The 19,534-nt window shown below is 37.1% G+C and carries 18 protein-coding genes; 12 read left to right on the top strand and 6 right to left on the bottom strand.

Annotated features, from left to right (window positions below):
* Positions 1 to 92: 92 nt before the first annotated feature.
* The 4 genes from EIB73_RS11565 to EIB73_RS11550 all read right to left on the bottom strand — a co-directional run bounded on the left by EIB73_RS11565 (position 93) and on the right by EIB73_RS11550 (position 3,850).
* Positions 93 to 683 carry an RNA polymerase sigma factor gene (locus tag EIB73_RS11565; protein WP_125025424.1) on the bottom strand — a complete coding sequence of 197 codons (591 nt, stop codon included), beginning with the start codon at positions 681 to 683 and terminating at the stop codon, positions 93 to 95.
* A gap of 179 nt (positions 684 to 862) precedes the next feature.
* Positions 863 to 1,351: a hypothetical protein gene (locus EIB73_RS11560; protein WP_125025423.1), complete on the bottom strand. Its 489-nt coding sequence runs from the start codon at positions 1,349 to 1,351 to the stop codon at positions 863 to 865.
* A gap of 75 nt (positions 1,352 to 1,426) precedes the next feature.
* On the bottom strand, positions 1,427 to 2,707 hold the full coding sequence (metK, locus tag EIB73_RS11555) for a methionine adenosyltransferase (protein WP_125025422.1): 1,281 nt from the start codon (positions 2,705 to 2,707) through the stop codon (positions 1,427 to 1,429).
* Positions 2,708 to 2,896: 189 nt separating this feature from the next.
* Complete coding sequence (locus EIB73_RS11550; RefSeq protein WP_125025421.1) at positions 2,897 to 3,850, bottom strand: hydrogen peroxide-inducible genes activator; 954 nt, start codon at positions 3,848 to 3,850, stop codon at positions 2,897 to 2,899.
* A gap of 90 nt (positions 3,851 to 3,940) precedes the next feature.
* Here EIB73_RS11550 and EIB73_RS11545 point away from each other — a divergent pair, with 90 nt between their 5' ends.
* From EIB73_RS11545 to EIB73_RS11515, 7 genes are all read left to right on the top strand, one after another.
* On the top strand, positions 3,941 to 5,431 hold the full coding sequence (locus tag EIB73_RS11545; protein ID WP_125025420.1) for a catalase: 1,491 nt from the start codon (positions 3,941 to 3,943) through the stop codon (positions 5,429 to 5,431).
* Between the two features lie 113 nt (positions 5,432 to 5,544).
* On the top strand, positions 5,545 to 6,312 hold the full coding sequence (locus EIB73_RS11540; RefSeq protein ID WP_125025419.1) for an enoyl-CoA hydratase-related protein: 768 nt from the start codon (positions 5,545 to 5,547) through the stop codon (positions 6,310 to 6,312).
* A gap of 72 nt (positions 6,313 to 6,384) precedes the next feature.
* Positions 6,385 to 6,774, top strand: coding sequence for a deoxycytidylate deaminase (locus tag EIB73_RS11535; RefSeq protein WP_262706698.1), 390 nt, complete (start codon positions 6,385 to 6,387; stop codon positions 6,772 to 6,774).
* A gap of 13 nt (positions 6,775 to 6,787) precedes the next feature.
* Positions 6,788 to 7,696, top strand: a complete 909-nt coding sequence (xerD, locus tag EIB73_RS11530; RefSeq protein WP_125026109.1) for a site-specific tyrosine recombinase XerD — start codon at positions 6,788 to 6,790, stop codon at positions 7,694 to 7,696.
* The gene (locus tag EIB73_RS11525) at positions 7,693 to 8,205 is read left to right on the top strand and encodes an NUDIX domain-containing protein (RefSeq protein WP_125025418.1); all 513 of its coding nucleotides are present in this window, start codon (positions 7,693 to 7,695) and stop codon (positions 8,203 to 8,205) included. The genes xerD and EIB73_RS11525 overlap by 4 nt, the downstream gene beginning before the upstream one ends.
* 65 nt (positions 8,206 to 8,270) lie before the next feature.
* Positions 8,271 to 8,948: an RluA family pseudouridine synthase gene (locus EIB73_RS11520; protein ID WP_125025417.1), complete on the top strand. Its 678-nt coding sequence runs from the start codon at positions 8,271 to 8,273 to the stop codon at positions 8,946 to 8,948.
* A 93-nt stretch (positions 8,949 to 9,041) separates the two neighbouring features.
* Positions 9,042 to 9,800: a hypothetical protein gene (locus EIB73_RS11515; RefSeq protein WP_125025416.1), complete on the top strand. Its 759-nt coding sequence runs from the start codon at positions 9,042 to 9,044 to the stop codon at positions 9,798 to 9,800.
* 71 nt (positions 9,801 to 9,871) lie between these two features.
* On the opposite strand, the gene EIB73_RS11510 is transcribed toward EIB73_RS11515, so the two are convergent.
* Together EIB73_RS11510 and EIB73_RS11505 are read right to left on the bottom strand one after the other, a co-directional pair.
* Positions 9,872 to 12,055: an outer membrane beta-barrel protein gene (locus tag EIB73_RS11510; RefSeq protein WP_125025415.1), complete on the bottom strand. Its 2,184-nt coding sequence runs from the start codon at positions 12,053 to 12,055 to the stop codon at positions 9,872 to 9,874.
* 117 nt (positions 12,056 to 12,172) lie between these two features.
* A complete protein-coding gene (locus EIB73_RS11505) occupies positions 12,173 to 14,449 on the bottom strand; it encodes an aconitate hydratase (RefSeq protein WP_125025414.1) in 2,277 nt (758 codons plus the stop codon).
* 185 nt (positions 14,450 to 14,634) lie between these two features.
* Between EIB73_RS11505 and EIB73_RS11500 the strand changes: the two genes are divergently transcribed.
* From EIB73_RS11500 to EIB73_RS11480, 5 genes are all read left to right on the top strand, one after another.
* On the top strand, positions 14,635 to 15,009 hold the full coding sequence (locus EIB73_RS11500; protein ID WP_125025413.1) for a DUF2752 domain-containing protein: 375 nt from the start codon (positions 14,635 to 14,637) through the stop codon (positions 15,007 to 15,009).
* 38 nt (positions 15,010 to 15,047) lie between these two features.
* Positions 15,048 to 15,788, top strand: coding sequence for a WG repeat-containing protein (locus EIB73_RS11495; RefSeq protein ID WP_125025412.1), 741 nt, complete (start codon positions 15,048 to 15,050; stop codon positions 15,786 to 15,788).
* 179 nt (positions 15,789 to 15,967) lie between these two features.
* Complete coding sequence (locus tag EIB73_RS11490; RefSeq protein ID WP_125025411.1) at positions 15,968 to 18,100, top strand: TonB-dependent receptor; 2,133 nt, start codon at positions 15,968 to 15,970, stop codon at positions 18,098 to 18,100.
* 184 nt (positions 18,101 to 18,284) lie between these two features.
* Positions 18,285 to 19,052 (top strand): hypothetical protein, encoded by a 768-nt coding sequence (locus EIB73_RS11485; protein WP_125025410.1) that lies wholly within the window; start codon positions 18,285 to 18,287, stop codon positions 19,050 to 19,052.
* Positions 19,019 to 19,534, top strand: coding sequence for an acyl-CoA thioesterase (locus EIB73_RS11480; RefSeq protein WP_125025409.1), 516 nt, complete (start codon positions 19,019 to 19,021; stop codon positions 19,532 to 19,534). Before EIB73_RS11485 ends, EIB73_RS11480 begins: the two co-directional genes overlap by 34 nt.

The raw sequence follows: 19,534 nt of genomic DNA, 5'->3' as shown, positions 1-19,534 counted from the left end.
CTCTTTCTTTGGTTTCAATAGTTTTTCATTTAAAGTGTCATTTTTTTTCATAGGCGAAAAGTTTCACTAAAAACGAAAGTTTTTACATATTATTATCTGGTTAAAATAATTTGATGTTCATCCATAATTTTTCGCAAATTAATGAGTGCGTATCGTACTCTTCCGAGCGTGGTATTAATACTGGTCTCCGTTTGCTCAGCAATTTCTTTGAATGATAATCCATCAAAAAAACGGAGTTTGATTACTTCCTGCTGATTCTCGGGTAAATAATCGAGCATTCTCATCAGGTCATGCTGAATTTGTCTGCTAACCAATTGCTCTTCAATATTTTCTTCCTGAACAGAGATAAGGTCGAAAATGGAAAATTCTTCATTTTCATAAGAGGTTTCAGAAACTTTATTGTGCTTGGCTTTAAGGCGGTAATAATCGATGATGAGGTTGTGTGCAATTCTTTTGGCCCACAAGACGAATTTGCCTTCTTCTTTATAACGACCTTCCTTTAAGGTGACAATAATTTTCATGAATGTATCCTGGAAAATGTCATTTGCCAAGGTTTCATCCATTAATTTGTAGAAGATATAGGTGAAAATTTCTTTTTGATGTCGCTCTATTAGAATGGAAAGCGCTTTTTCGTCGCCGTTTTTGAACTTGCAGATTAACCAGCTATCTGTATTTGTCTTCATAACTCTTTTTATAATTGACCAAAGGATTTAAAACCCACTTTTATTCGGGTCCTTGAAAAATCCATTATTTAAAAACTTGTAGAGTTATGTAATCTATAATTTACTGTTTAGTTCGAATGGCTAAAGTAGTAAAAAAGTTAATACTATGTTAATTTTATTAAGAAAAATTCAAATATATTTTAATTTAGCAAGTCATGTATCAGCACAATAGGCAGATTTAGCGTGAAGTTAATATTTAGGCCCTTTAGTTTTTTACCGTTAATACCTTCATTATCTATGGGAAAAGCATAACCTCCGGTAAGATCCAGGAGTCCAAATAAGGTAACTCCGGCTTTGGGAGCTATATATTTAGTGGTCGCTTCGGCACCGGCTAAAAAATAAAAAGAGTGATAAAGATCTACGTTGCGCTGGAAATTAAGCAGGATATCTCCCTGAACTTTTGGCATGACTGCAAACTTTCCATTGGCATTACCCATCATTCCGGCTACTCCCAAACGATAAATTACATCGTCATTGTTTAGAAACAGTAAACGCCCGCCAAGTTCGGCAAAACTTTGATTTTGATAGACGTATCCCACATGAACCATTTTGTGCACGGTAAGCTGTGCCTGGGAAATCCCAGAAAGAAAAGTCATCATTATAAGGGCGAAAATATATTTGGTCTTCATCACTAAAAATTTTGTTGGGTATAAAGATAAAAAAACTGCTTTAACATTTCTGAAAAAGCAGTTTATTAAAATATCTTACAGATTAAATTCTTTCTTTATCTGGTCTACTTTATCAAGTTTTTCCCAGGTAAAGAACTCTAAATCTTTCATCACCAAATCCTCTCCATTTGCTCTTTTAAAAGTTTTATCGGCGATATAAGGTTCTCTTCCCATGTGACCATAAGACGCTGTTTCCTCATATATTGGATTTCTTAACTTTAGATTTTGCTCAATGGCGTAAGGTCGTAAATCAAATATTTTCTGAATTCTCTGTGCGATTTCACCATCGTGTAAGCCTAATTTTGAAGTTCCATACGTATTGATATACAGACCGCAAGGTTCTGCAACTCCAATCGCGTAAGAAACCTGCACCAAAATCTCATCTGCAACTCCTGCGGCAACTAAGTTTTTCGCCATGTGACGAACTGCGTAAGCGGCACTTCGGTCAACTTTCGATGGATCTTTTCCAGAAAATGCACCACCACCGTGGGCTCCTTTTCCACCATAGGTATCAACGATGATTTTTCTTCCCGTCAAACCTGTATCTCCGTGTGGTCCACCAATTACAAATTTCCCTGTTGGATTGATGTGGTATTTAATGGTATCATTAAACAAGTCCTGAATCTCTCTCTTTTGTTGTGCTTTAACTTTCGGGATCAAAATTTCAATCATGTCTTTTCTGATTTTCGCTAACATGGCTTCTTCGCTTCCGAAATCGTCATGTTGGGTAGAAATCACAATGGAATCAATTCTTACGGGTTTGTGATCATCTGAATACTCGATCGTAACCTGAGATTTTGCATCAGGACGAAGATATTTCACCGCATCATTCTCTCTTCGGAGAATAGCCAACTCTTTCAAAATGGTATGTGCCAAGTCTAAGGCCAGAGGCATATAGTTTTCAGTTTCGTTGGTCGCATAACCAAACATCATTCCCTGATCACCTGCACCCTGTTTGTTTGCCTTACTTTCGAAATCGTCATCTTCATGAGCTCGGTCCACTCCCTGGTTAATATCCGGAGACTGTTCATGAATCGCAGAAATAACTCCACAAGAATCCCCATTAAACATATATTCTCCCTTCGTATAACCGATTTTATTGATGACTTTTCGGGCAATATCCTGAACATCAAGATAAGCCTTAGATTTCACTTCGCCCGCCAAAACAACCTGACCTGTAGTAACAAGCGTTTCGCAGGCTACCTTGGAATTCGGATCATTGGCAAGAAAGTTATCGATCAAGGCATCAGAAATCTGGTCAGCTACTTTATCCGGATGTCCTTCGGAAACCGACTCAGAGGTAAATAAATAAGACATATTTCTTTTGTTTTTTTATGATTAAAAAAAGAAGTAAAAATTCTGGATTGCAAAAGAAACTAAAAGAGAATATCGGTTTTAGCATTTTTTAATGAGGTTGCAATCAGTACAAATTTTTCCTCTCGAGAATTATCGTCTGCAAATTTAGGTACTATTTACCAAAGCACAAAATTAATTGAGTATAAAAACTTATTGGGGTTTTATGCCGACAAAATCTTCCGGGTTTTTGTTGTAATTTAATTTGGATTTTAGAGAATCTGCGATGAAAAGAATCAGCTCATCCAGTATTTTTTGTTTATAAGTCGGCTTGAAATAAATCACCGAAATTTCTCGGTAAGGAAAAGGCTTTCGGAATCTTTTTACTTTTTCTTGTTGGTGTTCTGCCAATTGCTCAATCGCCAATTCCGGCAGAATACTCATTCCTCCTAATTTATCTACAAGTTGAATTAAAGTATTAATATTCGACGCAACGAATTCAAGATTTTTAGGCGTTACCGTATTTTCCCGAAGTTCGCAGATATTTTCAAACTGTGTTCGCAGGCAGTTCCCTTCTTCAAGAAGCCATACTTTCTGAACATCTATCTTTTCAGGAATTACAAAACTGTCTTTTTTTTGATCCTCGCTGTCATCAGAAGTGTACAGCATCAACTCTTCATTAAATAAAAAGTCATGATAAAACTCATTGGCCGCGGTATAAGGAGTGGAAATAATTCCTGCGTCGAGCTCCCCCGATTTCAAAGCTTTAATGATATTGTCGGTGGTCATTTCCTTTACATTAAGTTCAATCTTCGGATGGTTTTTTAGAAATTCAAAAATTTCTGTAGGCAAAATAAAACCTGAAACGGTAGGAATAATTCCTAAATTTAATTTTCCCGCCAAAACATTGTTCAGTAAATTGGCTTTGCTTTTCAATTCATTTATAGCATCAATCACTCTTTTTGCTTCAATAATCAATTGAGCTCCAACGTCAGTTGTACGGATCGGATGAGTGGTACGGTCGAATATCTTAACATCCATTTCGTCCTCAAACTTCTGGATCATGGCGCTTAAAGTCGGTTGTGTAATGAAACATGCCTGAGCTGCATTTCCAAAGTGCTTATATTTATCTACGGCGATAAGATATTCTAGTTGCTGAATATTCATTTGATTAATTTTATCAATGCCAAATATACTTAGATTTTGTAGTATTTACATAATTTTTAAATAAATTTGAACTTTAAAAAACCTTTATTAATGAGCGATTATAAACTCACCAATGCCTCTGGAATTCCTTATAGTGATCATGAGGATTCTCAAACCGTAGGACCGCGAGGCCCGGTCTTGCTACAGGATTTTATGCTACAGGAAAATCTGGCCCATTTTGTACGCGAGCGCATTCCCGAAAGAGTTGTTCACGCGAAAGGAACAGGAGCGTACGGAACATTTACTGTAACTCACGATATTAGCCAATATACCAAAGCACACCTTTTTTCTAAAGTGGGAAATTCCTGCAGAATGTTTGCCCGCTTTTCTACTGTGGGTGGGGAAAAAGGAAGCGCAGATACTGAACGAGATCCACGCGGTTTCGCTTTAAAATTTTATACCGAAGAAGGAAACTGGGATCTGGTGGGAAACAACACGCCGGTATTTTTCATTAAAGACGCAAAAAAATTTCCAGATTTTATTCATACCCAAAAAAGGCTGCCAAAAACCAATTTGAAAAGTGCCACGATGATGTGGGATTTTTGGAGTTTGAATCCAGAATCACTTCATCAGGTCTTAATATTGATGTCAGATCGCGGAACACCACACGGCTACCGTCACATGCACGGGTTTGGGTCTCACACCTATTCCATGATCAATGCAGCGAATGAAAGAGTTTGGGTGAAATTTCATTTTAAATCGCAACAGGGAATTAAGAATTTTAATGAAGAAGAAGCCCAACAGATGAAGGGTATAAATCCTGATTTCGCGCAGGAAGATTTAGTAAATGCGATAGAAAACGGAAACTTCCCGAAATGGAAACTTTTTATACAAGTCATGACCGAAGATCAAGCTCAAGATTTCCGCTGGAATCCTTTTGATGTCACTAAAGTTTGGTTTCACGACGAATTCCCATTAATTGAAGTAGGAGAAATGGAATTAAATGAAATTCCGGTGAACTATTTTGCGCATGTGGAACAGGCTACTTTTTCCCCCAGCAATTTAATTAATGGAATCAGCTTTTCTCCCGATAAAATGTTGCAGGGCCGACTCTTCTCCTATCCGGATGCACACCGCTATCGTGTGGGCGCTAACTCCCATCTTCTTGAAGTGAACCGATGCCCTTTTACAGTAAACAATTATCAGCGTGATGGCGCTATGGCAGATTCGAGTCATTATAAAGATGCACCCAATTATTATCCGAACAGTTTCGATGCCATTAAACCAGATCATAAATATGCAAATTACGAAGAAGATCTGAACGGTACGCATGTGGCAAATTTTAACCGAAATGAAAATGACGATGATCATTTTACACAACCCGGATTATTGTACACCAAAGCGATGGACGAAAGTGCCCGTCAAAATTTAATTAAAAACATCATTACGTCGATGTCTGGGATTTCAGGGGAAAAGAGAGATGAAATCATCAATCGACAGCTCTGTCATTTTTTCCGGGCAAATATTGACTTGGGGATGAAAATTGCGCAGGGATTGCAGATCAACATCAATGCAAACATGATGAATCATTCTCCGTCATAACGAACAATTTTAACCAATAAATCGATTTCAGCAAATAATCATTAGTAATGTGCCCTTCATAATTCAAGTATTATCACTAATTTGCACAATAATAAATAATTAATTTAAAAAAAATGTCTTACGAAAATATACTCATCGATCACGAAGATAGAACCACGATCATCACCATTAATCGACCACAAAGCTTAAATGCACTGAATGCAAAAACGATTATGGAACTGAGCAATGCTTTAGATGAAATCTCAAAAGATACCAACTGCAGAGTTGCCATTATTACGGGAAGCGGTGAAAAATCTTTCGTGGCAGGTGCGGATATTAAGGAATTTTCGGATTTCGGAACTTCCGCAGCCGAAGAATTGGCGAGAAATGGACAAAACATTCTTTTTAATAAAATAGAAAACCTAAACAAACCTGTGATTGCAGCAGTAAACGGATTCGCTTTGGGTGGTGGTTTAGAATTGGCGATGGCTTGCCATATTCGTTACGCTTCAGATAATGCCAGATTAGGTTTGCCGGAAGTAACTTTGGGATTAATTCCCGGATATGGAGGAACGCAAAGACTGCCAAAATTAGTTGGAAAAGGATTAGCCAATGAGCTGATTTTTTCCGCTAAAATGATCCCGGCACAACGCGCAAAGGAAATCGGTTTGGTTAATGATGTTTTTGCTTTAGAGGAACTTTTAACTAAGACCAAAGAACTTGCAAAACAAATTGCGCAAAATTCCCCAATGGGAATTACAAAAGCAATTGAAGCAGTAAATCAGTCCGATAGTTCCACAGGTTTTGAAACTGAAATTAAAGCTTTCGGTGAATTATTTGAAATGGATGATAAAAAAGAAGGAGTCGCGGCTTTTCTGGAAAAAAGAAAACCTTCTTTCTAAAATATCACGTACAATCTTTTACTTAAATATATATTTTTGGACATCACTAAATTTGATATTGCGTACTTAAAAATGGCGCAAGTATGGGCAAATCTGTCCCATTGCAAACGTAAACAGGTAGGCGCTCTCATTGTAAAAGACCGAATGATCATTTCCGACGGTTACAATGGTACTCCCTCGGGGTTTGATAACTGCTGCGAAGATGAAAACGGAAATACGCAGTGGTTTGTACTTCACGCTGAAGCCAACGCAATCTTAAAGTTGGCCGGCTCTACGCAGTCTGCAAAAGACGCAACACTTTACCTTACCCTTTCCCCTTGCAAGGAATGCAGTAAGTTGGTTTTGCAGGCAGGAATTAAAAAATTGGTTTATCTGCAAGATTATTCAGATAACGACGGAATCGAATTTTTAAAAAATCACGGTATTGAAATTTTAAAAATCGAAGACACAGAACTTATTTAACAACAACAACATGATGACCTGGGATGAAAAAATTAAAGATTTCGAGACCTTCTTGAAATTTGAACGTAATTTTTCGGACAATACCTTGGACGCTTATCTAAGAGACATAAAAAAACTTAAAGACTATGCTGAGTTTGACCTCGAAAATACAGGACCTTTAGAAATCACTTACGAAAATATTCAGGAATATCTGTTCCAGCTTTCCAAGAAGAAATTTAGTGAAAGAACACAGGCAAGATGGGTTTCCTCCATCAAATCTTTCTTTAAATATCTGGTAGATGATGAGGTTCGCACCGACAATCCGGCCGCTTTATTAGAAGGACCAAAACTGGGACTTTACCTTCCGGACACGCTAAGCTTTGAAGATGTAGAACGAATCATCATAGCAATCGATATCAATACCGATTTAGGAAAAAGAAATCAATGCATGATTGAAGTTCTTTACGGATGCGGTTTGCGCGTTTCTGAACTTATAGATCTGAAAATTTCAAACATTAACTTTAAAGAATCTTATTTGAAGGTGGAGGGAAAAGGAGATAAAAGCCGATTTGTTCCACTGGCACTTTACACTTCACAGTTAATTAAAGATTACATTACCAACGTTCGCTCGAAATATAAAATCAATAAGAAATGTGAAGATATTCTGTTTTTAAACAGCAGAGGTTCATCCATGTCGAGAGTGATTGTTTTTATCATTATTAAAGAATTAACTGAAAAAGCCGGAATCAGCAAAAAGATTTCGCCGCACACCTTCCGTCATTCCTTTGCGACGCATCTTTTACAAAATGGTGCAGATTTGCGATATATTCAGGAAATGTTGGGACATTCCAGCATCACGACGACGGAAATTTACACGCATTTAAAAAATGAAGAGTTGCGTGATGTTATTCTAAATTATCATCCACGAAATAAAGCTTTATGAATCATTTGAAGTTCTGTCCGAAATGCGGCCATGAATCTTTACTTTGGGACGGCGAAAAAAAATGGTCCTGTTCTAATTGTGACTACTCTTTGTTTCACAATGTTGCAGGCGCAGTCGCCGTGATCATTAAACATAAGAACGAAATTCTTTTAACGCGAAGAAACCAGGATCCTAAAAAAGGGAAACTCGATCTGGCCGGTGGGTTTGTAGATCCAAAAGAATCTGCCGAAGAAACCTGCGTACGGGAACTTAGGGAAGAAATGCAGATGGAAGTTGATATTTCGAAATTGAAATACTTGGCAAGCCTGCCGAATATATACGAATATAAAGATATCTTTTACAATACTTTAGATCTATTTTATGAATATGAGGTCGCGAACAAATTTGAAGTTCAACTGGAGCTTTCTGAAATTTCTGAAACCATTTGGATAAAAATATCCGATCTCAATTTAGAAGAGATCGCCTTCGACTCGCAAAAAGCTTTTCTTAAAAATTATATAAATTCTTAGGGACATTTCTCTCAGTCAATTTTCGTTCTATTTTAACGTAAATTTGACCTTTCTAAATTTCATCAATGGAAGAACAAATCGTTTTCGAAGACAATCATATTTTAGTCATTAATAAAGCGGCCGGTCAACTGGTTCAAGGTGACAAAACGGGTGATTTATCATTACTGGACCTCATCAAAGATTTTATTAAAAAGAGAGATCATAAACCGGGAAATGTGTTTTTAGGTCTTGTTCACCGGATTGACAGACCGACTTCGGGATTGGTAATTTATGCAAAAACATCGAAAGCACTTTCTCGTTTGACGCAAATGGTGAAGAATAGGGAGATAAAAAAAACCTATTGGGCGGTGGTTCCAAAAGTTGATATTCCGAAAAGTCAGCGCTTGGTTCACTATCTTCAAAAAAATGAAAAGAATAACAAAGCGACAGTTTTTCCCAAGGTTACTGAAGGAGCCAAGGAATCTATCCTTAACTATGAAGTGATTAAAATTTTAGATAATTTTCAATTGCTGGAAGTTGATCTTGAAACTGGGAGACATCACCAGATTCGCGCGCAATTATCAAAAATCGGTGTTCCAATTAAGGGCGATTTAAAATACGGTTCTGCCCGTTCAAATCCAGACGGCGGAATTCATTTGCATGCCAGAAAACTAGAATTTCTTCATCCTGTAACAAATGTAAACGTCGAAATAGTTGCACCCGTTCCGCAGAATGATGCGGTTTGGAAAGCGTGTGAAGAGTAATATATTTTAGGATCACAAAACGTTAAAAAGCTAAAAATCAAAGTGCTTTAATTTTTTTATCGTAACATTGCAAAAAAATATTAAATTATCATTATGAAAAAAAACTTATTCTTTTTCGCCCTGCTGCTCATTGTTTTTACCAATGCGCAAAATGTTGGCGTAAATACTAACGATCCAAAAGCTACCTTAGATGTAGTCGGTAATCCAAGTGATGCAACCAAAGCAGATGGAATTATATTGCCACGACTAACGCTGGCACAACTAAATGCAAAAACAACTTATGCAGCGGCACAAACTGGAACTTTAATTTATGTTACAGACGTTTCGGGAGGTTCTACGGTACAATCCACAGCACAAGTAACTGCTATTGGACGCTATTATTTTGATGGAACGAACTGGCGATCAGACATTCCAAAATCAACAATATTCACGGCTACTTTAGGTACAGGAGCTGGCGCAACAACCAATGCAACTATTCCAGCTACAGCATTTATTACCGTTCCCTTACCGCAGGTAACTAAAAATATAGGAGGTGGGTTGTGGAATGCCACAAACAATACGTACACAATTCCTATAAGTGGAACATATATCATCAAATCGAGCATTAGACTCACCGATGGAAGCTCTTCACGAAGCGTTTTCCAAGCAGTGGGAAAGTCAAACATTGATATTCCAGATGGCATTTGGCAAACAAATCCAGCACCAACCGGAACTGGAAGATGGACGATGCTTTATACCAGAATCGCCTATTTTGATCAAGGTGATTTGGTAAGATTATACATGTATTCAGATGGACAGGTTGCAAATTTATCAGATGCTTCTCTGAACATTACTTTACTGAGTTTAAATTAAAAAATCTCTTTGAAATATAAAAAGCCCTGCAATTCGCACGGCTTTTTGATGAATGGAAATGAAACGGGAATCTATGGCAAAGGAACCATTCCTGTATCTTCTTTTTTATCATTATTTAAAAGATTAGAATCTTCTTTTGCGAGTTTATTTTTGGTCGGGATTTTATAATTCACAGAAAAACCGAAATTTCTGGTATCTGTTTTATTATAAAGAAAAACAGCTTGCCCCGTTATTGGTCTGGAATGAAGTTGGGTTTCCTGAGTATTAAACAAATCTTTTCCATAAACCGACAACGTCAATCGGTCATTCATGAATTTTTTGGCAAAAGTAACATCGAAACTGTTGTTAAAAGGCTGTTCAGATTCAAAATAATAAAATCCTGCTCTTTTCGAAAGCACATTGTAATTCGCCGTCATTTTGATATTCTGTGGCAAAATAACCTGCGCCATCAGATTTACAATCCACATCCCTTTCGGATCGATCTCCTTAATCTCATGTTTCATGTAACCCGCATACACATAGAGAAAATTAATTTTATCAGCATTAAAATTCATCTTCATAATCTCACTCAGCGGCTGGGTGAAAATCATAAAAGGTACTGGTAACCCAATATTGAAATTGTGAATTCTCATGTTTGGAATGTTCACCTGTTCATTCTTTATGACATCACCTTCCCGGGAAAGGGACTGTGCCACTTGATTATTAATCGAAGAAACATTATATCCAATAAAAGCATAATCAAAGGCAGAAAGTTTAATTTCAAAATTGTCATAAATAGTGGGCTGCAAATAAGGATTACCAATATTGGTGGAATTAGGCCCTTCAAAGGTATTATTGTTCGGATTTAATGCAGATATACTTGGCAACGTAATTTTCTTATTATAATTAAAAGCGAGATAAAGCTGGTTCATAAAGCTATACTGCACACTTGCGTTGGGGAAAAGTTTAAACTTATTAAAAGGGGTTAACTCTCCTTCCTGCAATATTCCATTTTCATCTCTTAGTCTTGTTGTTCCGGAAATATCATAGTTTTCTGCTCTGGTTCCCAATGTGAAATCAAACTTCTTCCACTTTGTCTGAAACTCCACATAACTTGATGCGGTATTTCTTTCATATTCCAGGTTGGTAATTCCTTCACTTTCGGTGTCGAACATTTGGTGTTCATACAAACCGCCCAAACTTATTTTACCTTCATCTAAAATTTTAATCGGCTGCGAAAAATCAACTTTAAAATTAGAAACCTGCATTAAAGAGGTATTATCTAAATAGCGTCCCAAATTTAGATCTCCCAAAAGCGTTGAACGATTGTAAATATTATCTTGGTAGAATGCATTGTCAGCTCTGGAATATCCCGCTTCGAAATCTAGTTTTTTATTTTTATCATCAAATCTTTTCTGGTAAGTCGCTACAATTTCCTGTCTTAAATTATTGGTATTGGCAGCATCTAAGGCGGTATATTGATTAAGTCCAGCGGTAGGTAAGAGATAGGAACCATTACTTGAAGTCGTATTATCATTATTATTATGATAAATATCGTAATTCAGCAACAACTTGTCATAATTAAGGTCGACCGTAATCCCGGCTTTTGCAAAAGCTCCACGGCTAACGCGCTCCGTATTTGAAAAAACCAGATTATCCTGATTGCTCATCATTTCGCCTTCCCGATAACTTTGACCCACTCTTAATTGCCAACCAAAATATTTATTTCTTGCATTTAGGCTTAATGAATTATTGGTTCTGCTGCGGAATTTATCGTCGTTCGTAAAAGCATAATTTCCCGAATACGTGGCTGTTAGATATTTGTTTGCATTTTTATTGGTAATAATATTCATTATTGCACCACCGGACGAAGCAGGGAATTCTGCTCCGGGTTGCGTGATGACTTCAATTCTTTCAATTGAATTTGCGGGCATGCCTTCTAAAAAAGAATTTAAATCGTTACTCGAAATATTGAGTGGACGACCGTTAAGATAAACCTCCAGCATTTTACCCTGATACATCATTCCGGCGATATCGGTAGCCACTAAGCCCGGAAGTTTTTTAATTCCCTCCATGGCAGATCCGGTATTTAAACTCTCTTGCTCCGAAAAATCAAAAATGGTACGATCCGCTTTTTGTTCAACGGCTTTTTTAGTTTTGGTAATAACAACGCCTTCTATCTGTTTTTCTTTAGTTTCTGAATTGGTTTTTTCCTGTGAAAAATAAAGTTGAGAAAATAATAAGGCGACAATTGCTGCTGATAATTTTTTAGTCATAAGTGTAATTCTGTCCAATTAGACAATCATAACTACTAATTGTTACAACAAGCTTCAAATTAATAATAAAAAAACCACCCAATTTCTTGAGTGGTTTTGTAAATATATTGAAAGCTGTTATGCATTTCTCGCAGCTTCTGCTGCAATTAGATTCAAAGCTGACCCTGCAACATACCAAGCGATTTGCTGCGCATTGTAAGTATGATTAGTTACAATAACATCTTTTGATCCATCTGCATGAACAAGCTCTAAAGTTAGAGGTTTCCCTGGTGCAAACTGATCTAAATCTAAAAAGTTAACGGTGTCATCTTCCTGGAATTTATCGTAGTCTGCTTTATCGGCAAACGTTAAACCAAGCATTCCTTGTTTTTTCAAATTCGTTTCGTGGATACGGGCGAAAGATTTTACCAAGACTGCTTTTACACCAAGATGTCTTGGCTCCATAGCCGCGTGCTCCCGGGAAGAACCTTCACCATAGTTTTCGTCACCCACTACAATCGTTGGAACTCCAGCTGCTTTGTACGCTCTCGCTACCGCAGGAACTTCGCCGTATTCACCTGTTAGAAGGTTTTTAACGGTATTGGTTTCCATATTGTAAGCGTTGACTGCTCCGATCAACATGTTGTTTGAAATATTATCTAAATGTCCACGGTATTTTAACCACGGTCCCGCCATCGAAATGTGGTCGGTTGTACATTTTCCGAATGCTTTAATTAAAACTTTGGCACCGGTAATATTTTTTCCGTCCCAAGGTTGGAAAGGCTCCAATAATTGAAGTCGGTCTGAAGTTGGGCTCACCTTAACTTCAACGGTTGACCCGTCATGCGAAGGCGCCTGGTAACCATTATCATCAACATCAAATCCTCTTGGTGGAAGTTCAAATCCTGTTGGCTCGCTTAATTTTATTTGCTCACCAGCTTCATTGGTTAAAGTATCTGTAATTGGGTTAAAGTCTAATCTACCTGAAATGGCAACTGCAGCTACCATTTCCGGCGAAGCTACGAAAGCGTGGGTATTTGGGTTACCATCTGCTCTTTTTGCAAAGTTTCTGTTGAAAGAGTGAATAATGGAGTTTTTCTCTCCTTTTTCGGAACCTTCTCTATCCCACTGCCCGATACATGGACCACAAGCATTGGTAAAGATTCTCGCGGACTCAAATTTTCTGAAAGAATCTAAGAATCCATCTCTTTCCGCTGTAAACTTCACCTGTTCAGAACCTGGGTTAATTCCCAAGATTGCTTTTGGTTTTACGCCTTTTGCAAACGCATCTTCTACTACAGAAGCCGCTCTCGAAAGATCTTCATAAGAGGAGTTTGTACAAGAACCGATCAAGGCCCATTCTACTTCAATTGGCCAACCATTCTCTAAAGCCTTTTCGCGAAACTCCGCTACAGGTGTAGCCAAGTCTGGGGTGAAAGGTCCGTTTAAGTGTGGTGTTAGTTCATCCAGATTAATTTCAATTACCTGATCGAAATATTGTTCCGGATTTTCGTAAACCTCAGGGTCACCTGTTAAATGATCTGCGATTTTATCAGCAGCGTCAACGACATCCTGTCTTCCTGTTGCAGATAAATATCTTCTCATGGAATCGTCGTATCCGAAAGTTGAAGTTGTTGCTCCAATCTCTGCACCCATGTTACAGATCGTTCCTTTTCCTGTTGCAGAAAGTGATTTTGCCCCGTCGCCGAAGTATTCAACGATGCATCCTGTTCCTCCTTTTACAGTAAGAATCCCGGCAACTTTTAGAATAATATCTTTTGCAGAAGTCCATCCGCTTAATCTTCCTGATAATTTAACACCGATCAATTTCGGCATTTTCAGTTCCCAAGCCATTCCGGCCATAACATCTACGGCATCTGCTCCACCTACTCCGATGGCCACCATTCCTAATCCACCTGCATTCACAGTGTGAGAGTCGGTTCCAATCATCATTCCACCCGGGAATGCATAATTTTCTAAAACAACCTGGTGAATAATTCCAGCACCTGGTTTCCAGAAACCGATACCATATTTATCACAAACTGAACTTAAAAAATTAAATACTTCTGAGTTTTTATTAATACCTTCCTGTAAATCTGATTCAGCTCCTACTCTTGCTTGGATCAAGTGATCGGCATGTGCGGTAGAAGGAACTGCAACTTTGGATTTTCCGGCCTGCATAAATTGCAAAAGCGCCATTTGAGCAGTTGCATCCTGCATCGCAACACGGTCTGGAGCGAAATCCACATAGGAATTTCCTCTTTCATAAGATTGCGTTGCATTCCCCTCCCAAAGGTGAGTATAAAGAATTTTTTCTGACAGTGTAAGCGGTTTTCCCACAGCGTTTCGGGCTGCCTGGACCTTTTCAGGATAGCGCTCGTACACTTTCTTAATCATATCAATGTCGAAAGTCATATTTTTATTTTTTTATTTGCAGTTTAAGAAATTCAAAATTACAAAATTTTTTAAGGAAAGCTGTCTTAAACTCATTTAGAATAAGTATAAATATGATGCTTTATTTCTATTTTTCCTATTTTTAGCAATTATAATGTTTTCTATTCTTAAAAAAATGCTTCAATTATAGAAAATAGAACCTCCCAATGATCCAAAAAAAAATACAGTTTAGCTTAATTTTTATCACCTTAATTTTGGTTGGGTTCACCTATTATTGGTATTCCCCTACACATTATCAGTTTTTCCCAAAATGTGTTTTTAAAAGTGTGACGGGTCTAAGTTGCCCGGGTTGCGGTGCTCAAAGAGCAACACATGAGCTGCTTCATTTTAATATTGCCAAAGCGTTTTCCTATAATGCATTATTGGTTGTAGCGCTACCATTTACAGTAGTTGCTTTGATTTATTATAATACGTCACTGCGAAACCGCTTTCCAAAATTGACGGAATTCCTTTTCGGGCGATACGGAATTATGCTTCTTCTTCTCATTGTATTGCTCTTCTTTATTTTACGAAATTTATAATTAATTAAATTTGGTCAAAATTTTGCAATAACGTGACGATGAAAAATATTTTGACTTTATCCTTCCTAACTTTTATGACTTTCTTTTCGGCTCAGAATAATACGCTTACTCATACAGCAGCGAGAACGGCGGTTTCAGCAGAAATGATTGCAGATGTCAAGAAAGTAAATGACTCTATTCCGAACCACATTCCCTTTAATAAAGATGGAAAATTTGGCTATATAAATCAAGAGGGAAAAACCGTTATACAACCCATTTATAACAATGTTGGATTTTTCACGGAGGATTGTAATCTTTTAAATTCTAAAAATACCAAAGTGAGAAAGTTTGGAACTTCAGAATATGCCTCAGTGCGTTTGGGAGACCGAGATTTTCGAATCAACAAGCAAGGAAAACGCGTCTATTATTTTAAAAATGAAGATCTGGGAAAATGTCCTTCTGAGTTCAAAGCCCAACTATTTCATGCTTATATCATGAATCATGCATACGGTATCATAGAAGATTCAAAGTTTGAAAACCCCGGCGATTACCGACAATTCACCATTTATCCGCAATACGAATATCTTCATATTTTAGAAGGAGACGATTTGAAAAATCCAATGATTATTGCCGCAAAAGGAAATAAATTTGGAATTATAGATGTAAATAATAATATTATAATCCCTTTTGAATACAGTGACATTAAAAGAAATTTCAGCTGGAAACTGGCTCGTCTTTTTGAAGTCACAAAAGATGGCAAAAATTATTATTACATTGACCTCAATAATAAGGCATACTAAAAAAAAAATTGTAGTTTTGCACCCAGAAATTAAAGGGGTGCTGTAAAACACTGAGATTATACCCAATGAACCTGGAACAGGTAATGCTGTTTAGGGACCATTCGGCTTCATTCTAAATGATGCTCGAAACCGTATAACAATCGACCCCTTTTATTCAATTAATCTTAAAAATTAAAAGAATGAAAGGATTTATTTTTTTCGGACTTATCGCAAGTCCATTCTACTTCGCACAAAACACCGTGCAAGATTCCCTCAAGACGAAGGAAATTGAAAGCATCAACTTTCTCAAAAGACTGCCCGTCACCAAAGAAATCATTAATGTCGAAAAAGATTTAGGTCAAAAAAACCTTGGTCAGGATTTACCGATTTTATTAAAAAATCAAATGTCTGTGATTTCGACTTCTGATGCTGGAAATGGTGTTGGCTATACTGGATTTAGAATTCGCGGAGTTGGTGGAACAGCAATTAATGTAATGCTGAACGGTGTTCCTTACAATGATTCAGAATCTCAAGGAACTTTCTTTGTAAATGTGGGTGACTTAACAAGTTCTGCTTCTCAGATCATTATTCAGCGCGGGGTTGGTACTTCATCAAACGGAGTTTCTGCTTTCGGAGCAAGTGTAAATGTGATTACCAAAAGCCCAGCGAACGAATTCTATTTGAAAACAGATGATTCTTATGGATCTTTCAATACCTATAAATATTCTGCAGAAGCAGGTAGCGGGAAATTCTGGAACAACCGCCTTTCTGTGATGGGAAGATATACCAAAATTCATTCTGATGGTTATATTGACCGGGCATTTTCGGATCTGAATTCCTATAATTTTTCGGCGCTTTTTGAAGAGAATAAAACAAAAATTAGATTGCTGGCTTTTGGTGGTAAGGAAAAAACCTACCAAGCTTGGAACGGCATTAGCAAAGAGAAATATGAAAAGGACCCTCGAACTAATGGATCCGGCAAATATAAAGATCTTGCCACTGGTGAAAAGAAATTTTATGATAATGAAACTGATAATTACAAACAAAATCATTACCAATTATTGTGGGAACAAAACCTTAATCCGAATTGGAACTTAGAAACTACTTTTCATTACACCGATGGAAAAGGGTATTATGAAAATTACAAACAAGTCGATGAAAATGATCAATGGGCGGCTAAATTCGCCGATTACAATCTACAAATACCAGTAGTAAATGGCCTTCCCCTAGCAAAGTCTGATTTTATAAGAAAAAAATGGTTAGACAATGATTTCTACGGAGCAGTTTCTACTCTTTACGGTAAATTTAATAATATCGATGTAAATTTTGGAGTTGTTGGAAACCAATATTATGGCAGACATTTCGGCAATGTAACTGGCGTACAACTTACCAATGTGAAAGAACACGAATACTATCGGAACCGATCTATAAAAAACGAATTGTCAGGTTTTGCAAAAGCAATCGTGAAATTAAATGAATTTGAATTATATGGGGATCTGCAACTTAGAAACATTAATTACGACACGAAAATAATTCAGCAAGGAGATAGTGAAGGTGTAAACTTAGAACGAAATTGGCTATTCTTTAATCCAAAAGCTGGTGTTAATTATAAAATAAATTCAGGCAAACTATTTTTCTCTTACGCACACGCTCATCGTGAACCCAATAGAGATGACCTTTTCGCCAGCCCTGGGGTCAAGGCAGAAAAACTTCACGATTTTGAAGCTGGGTTGGAAAAATCTTTTGGTGTAGTCTCTTTTACCACCAATTTGTATTACATGAAATACAGCGATCAGTTGGTTTTATCCGGTGAAATTAACAGTATAGGTTCTGCCATCAGAACTAATGCGAATGGATACCGCATGGGTGTTGAAGTAGGAGCACTTGCAAAGCTTTCTGATCAATGGAACATTTCGGGGAATTTTACGCTTAGTAAGAATGAAAACATTGATTTTAAAAACAAGACAACAACCGGATTCGAGAATCTTGGAAATACTCCAATTTCATTTTCACCAAATATTATCGGTAATATTTTATTAAATTATTCACCAGCATCTAATTTTAGTTTAGGACTTCAAAATCAATACGTTGGAAGCCAATATTTAGACAACACGAATAATAAAGAATTACAACTCGAAGATTATTTCCTAGCCGATTTTAATGCGAAATATACTTTAAATCTAAAAAGAACGGAAATCGATTTTAAATTTTTACTGAACAATATTTTCAATAAAAAGTATGTCAATAACGGTTTTGTCTACGATCAAACGCCCTATTATTTTTCTCAGGCGGGCACCAACTTTATGTTTGGAATGAGCTTCAAATTTAAATAGAAAACACATTCATATCCTATAATTAAATTGTAAAGGTTACTCCACTTATTTGGAGTAATCTTTTTTATATTTATTTAAAATTGTGCCGCGCCAAAGCGTTGAATCATCGAACATAAACGGTATTGTGACTGACGAATGTATTTATTTTGATTAAATCAATCAAAAGCCATAAATTTGCCACCGTATGAATTTTTCTTCTATCCTTCTCGAATTTTTAAAAAACCACGGCAGCGCTTCAATTCCTGGTTTCGGAACCTTTTATCTGAATACCATTACTGCGTCGCTGGATCAGGAAGGGAAAAATATTTTGCCTCCGGGAACCGCGATTGCTTTTAAACCAAGTCAATCCGGAAATTCTGATGAATTTTTAAAATTTATTTCCGGTCGAAAAGGAGTTCCAATGATTGATGCAGAACTGGAGCTGAAAAAACAAGTTAATTACTGGAATGCCACTCTTTTTAAAGAGAAAAAGGTGAGGGTTGAAAATATCGGACTCTTTTATTTAGAAGACAGCAAGATGCATTTCAGCGCAGAAAGGACGGAAAATTTATCTCCCGATTTTTATGGTTTAGAGGAAATTAATATCTCCGAAATTAAAAATCATAAGAGCGAATCACAACGATCATTTCAGTTCAGCAAATCTTTTTACTGGATCGTACCTTTGGTGTTGATTATTTCCGCACTCACCTATTTGGGTGTTTCCCAGCCGGAAATGATTTTCGGTAAAAAATCTTTCACGCCTGAAACTCCAGCGAAAGTTCTTCCCGCCGTACAAAAAGATACAGTAAAAATTGATTCCCTACAATCTGCTGCGGCATTGGTAGATTCTTTAAAAGCTGATTCTATAAAAAACATGACTGCACCTGTTGCAGCAGCTCCAAAAAAATGGACTTCTAAAAAAAACTATTCAAAATCTAAATGGAAAAAACCAAGAAAGCAGCAGAATCGCTAACCATTATGACCAACATCGTTTTGCCTAATGAAACGAATTCTTTAAGAAATCTTTTCGGTGGTGAACTTTTGGCAAAAATGGACCGATGCGCTTCAATATCCGCAGCAAGACATTGCGAAAGACGCGTGGTTACCGCATCTGTAAATCATGTTTCATTTGATCATCCCATTCCGGAAGGCGGAATTGTGGTTTTAGAATCGAAGGTTTCGCGTGCATTTTCCACGTCAATGGAAATTTATGTGGATGTTTGGTTGGATGATCCCATTAATCAAAAAAAGATTCACACCAATTCCGGAATTTACACTTTTGTGGCGGTTGATGAATATAACAGACCTATACCAATTCCAAAAATGGTTCCTGAAACAGAAGAAGAAATCTCGAGGTTTGATGCCGCTTTGCGGAGAAAAGAACTTTCATTGATTCTTTCCGGACGAATGAATGCGGCGGATTCTGTGGAACTTAAAAGACTTTTCGGAAGTTAA

Source organism: Kaistella carnis (assembly GCF_003860585.1).
GTDB lineage: Bacteria > Bacteroidota > Bacteroidia > Flavobacteriales > Weeksellaceae > Kaistella > Kaistella carnis.
This window is presented reverse-complemented; position numbering and strand designations above follow the sequence as displayed.

Excerpts from the sequence above, each read along its gene's own strand:
- EIB73_RS11565 (WP_125025424.1), bottom strand. The coding sequence starts at position 683 with ATGAAGACAAATACAGATAGCTGGTTAATCTGCAAGTTCAAAAACGGC.
- EIB73_RS11560 (WP_125025423.1), bottom strand. The coding sequence starts at position 1,351 with ATGAAGACCAAATATATTTTCGCCCTTATAATGATGACTTTTCTTTCT.
- metK (WP_125025422.1), bottom strand. The coding sequence starts at position 2,707 with ATGTCTTATTTATTTACCTCTGAGTCGGTTTCCGAAGGACATCCGGAT.
- EIB73_RS11550 (WP_125025421.1), bottom strand. The coding sequence starts at position 3,850 with ATGAATATTCAGCAACTAGAATATCTTATCGCCGTAGATAAATATAAG.
- EIB73_RS11545 (WP_125025420.1), top strand. The coding sequence starts at position 3,941 with ATGAGCGATTATAAACTCACCAATGCCTCTGGAATTCCTTATAGTGAT.
- EIB73_RS11540 (WP_125025419.1), top strand. The coding sequence starts at position 5,545 with ATGTCTTACGAAAATATACTCATCGATCACGAAGATAGAACCACGATC.
- EIB73_RS11535 (WP_262706698.1), top strand. The coding sequence starts at position 6,385 with ATGGCGCAAGTATGGGCAAATCTGTCCCATTGCAAACGTAAACAGGTA.
- xerD (WP_125026109.1), top strand. The coding sequence starts at position 6,788 with ATGACCTGGGATGAAAAAATTAAAGATTTCGAGACCTTCTTGAAATTT.
- EIB73_RS11525 (WP_125025418.1), top strand. The coding sequence starts at position 7,693 with ATGAATCATTTGAAGTTCTGTCCGAAATGCGGCCATGAATCTTTACTT.
- EIB73_RS11520 (WP_125025417.1), top strand. The coding sequence starts at position 8,271 with ATGGAAGAACAAATCGTTTTCGAAGACAATCATATTTTAGTCATTAAT.
- EIB73_RS11515 (WP_125025416.1), top strand. The coding sequence starts at position 9,042 with ATGAAAAAAAACTTATTCTTTTTCGCCCTGCTGCTCATTGTTTTTACC.
- EIB73_RS11510 (WP_125025415.1), bottom strand. The coding sequence starts at position 12,055 with ATGACTAAAAAATTATCAGCAGCAATTGTCGCCTTATTATTTTCTCAA.
- EIB73_RS11505 (WP_125025414.1), bottom strand. The coding sequence starts at position 14,449 with ATGACTTTCGACATTGATATGATTAAGAAAGTGTACGAGCGCTATCCT.
- EIB73_RS11500 (WP_125025413.1), top strand. The coding sequence starts at position 14,635 with ATGATCCAAAAAAAAATACAGTTTAGCTTAATTTTTATCACCTTAATT.
- EIB73_RS11495 (WP_125025412.1), top strand. The coding sequence starts at position 15,048 with ATGAAAAATATTTTGACTTTATCCTTCCTAACTTTTATGACTTTCTTT.
- EIB73_RS11490 (WP_125025411.1), top strand. The coding sequence starts at position 15,968 with ATGAAAGGATTTATTTTTTTCGGACTTATCGCAAGTCCATTCTACTTC.
- EIB73_RS11485 (WP_125025410.1), top strand. The coding sequence starts at position 18,285 with ATGAATTTTTCTTCTATCCTTCTCGAATTTTTAAAAAACCACGGCAGC.
- EIB73_RS11480 (WP_125025409.1), top strand. The coding sequence starts at position 19,019 with ATGGAAAAAACCAAGAAAGCAGCAGAATCGCTAACCATTATGACCAAC.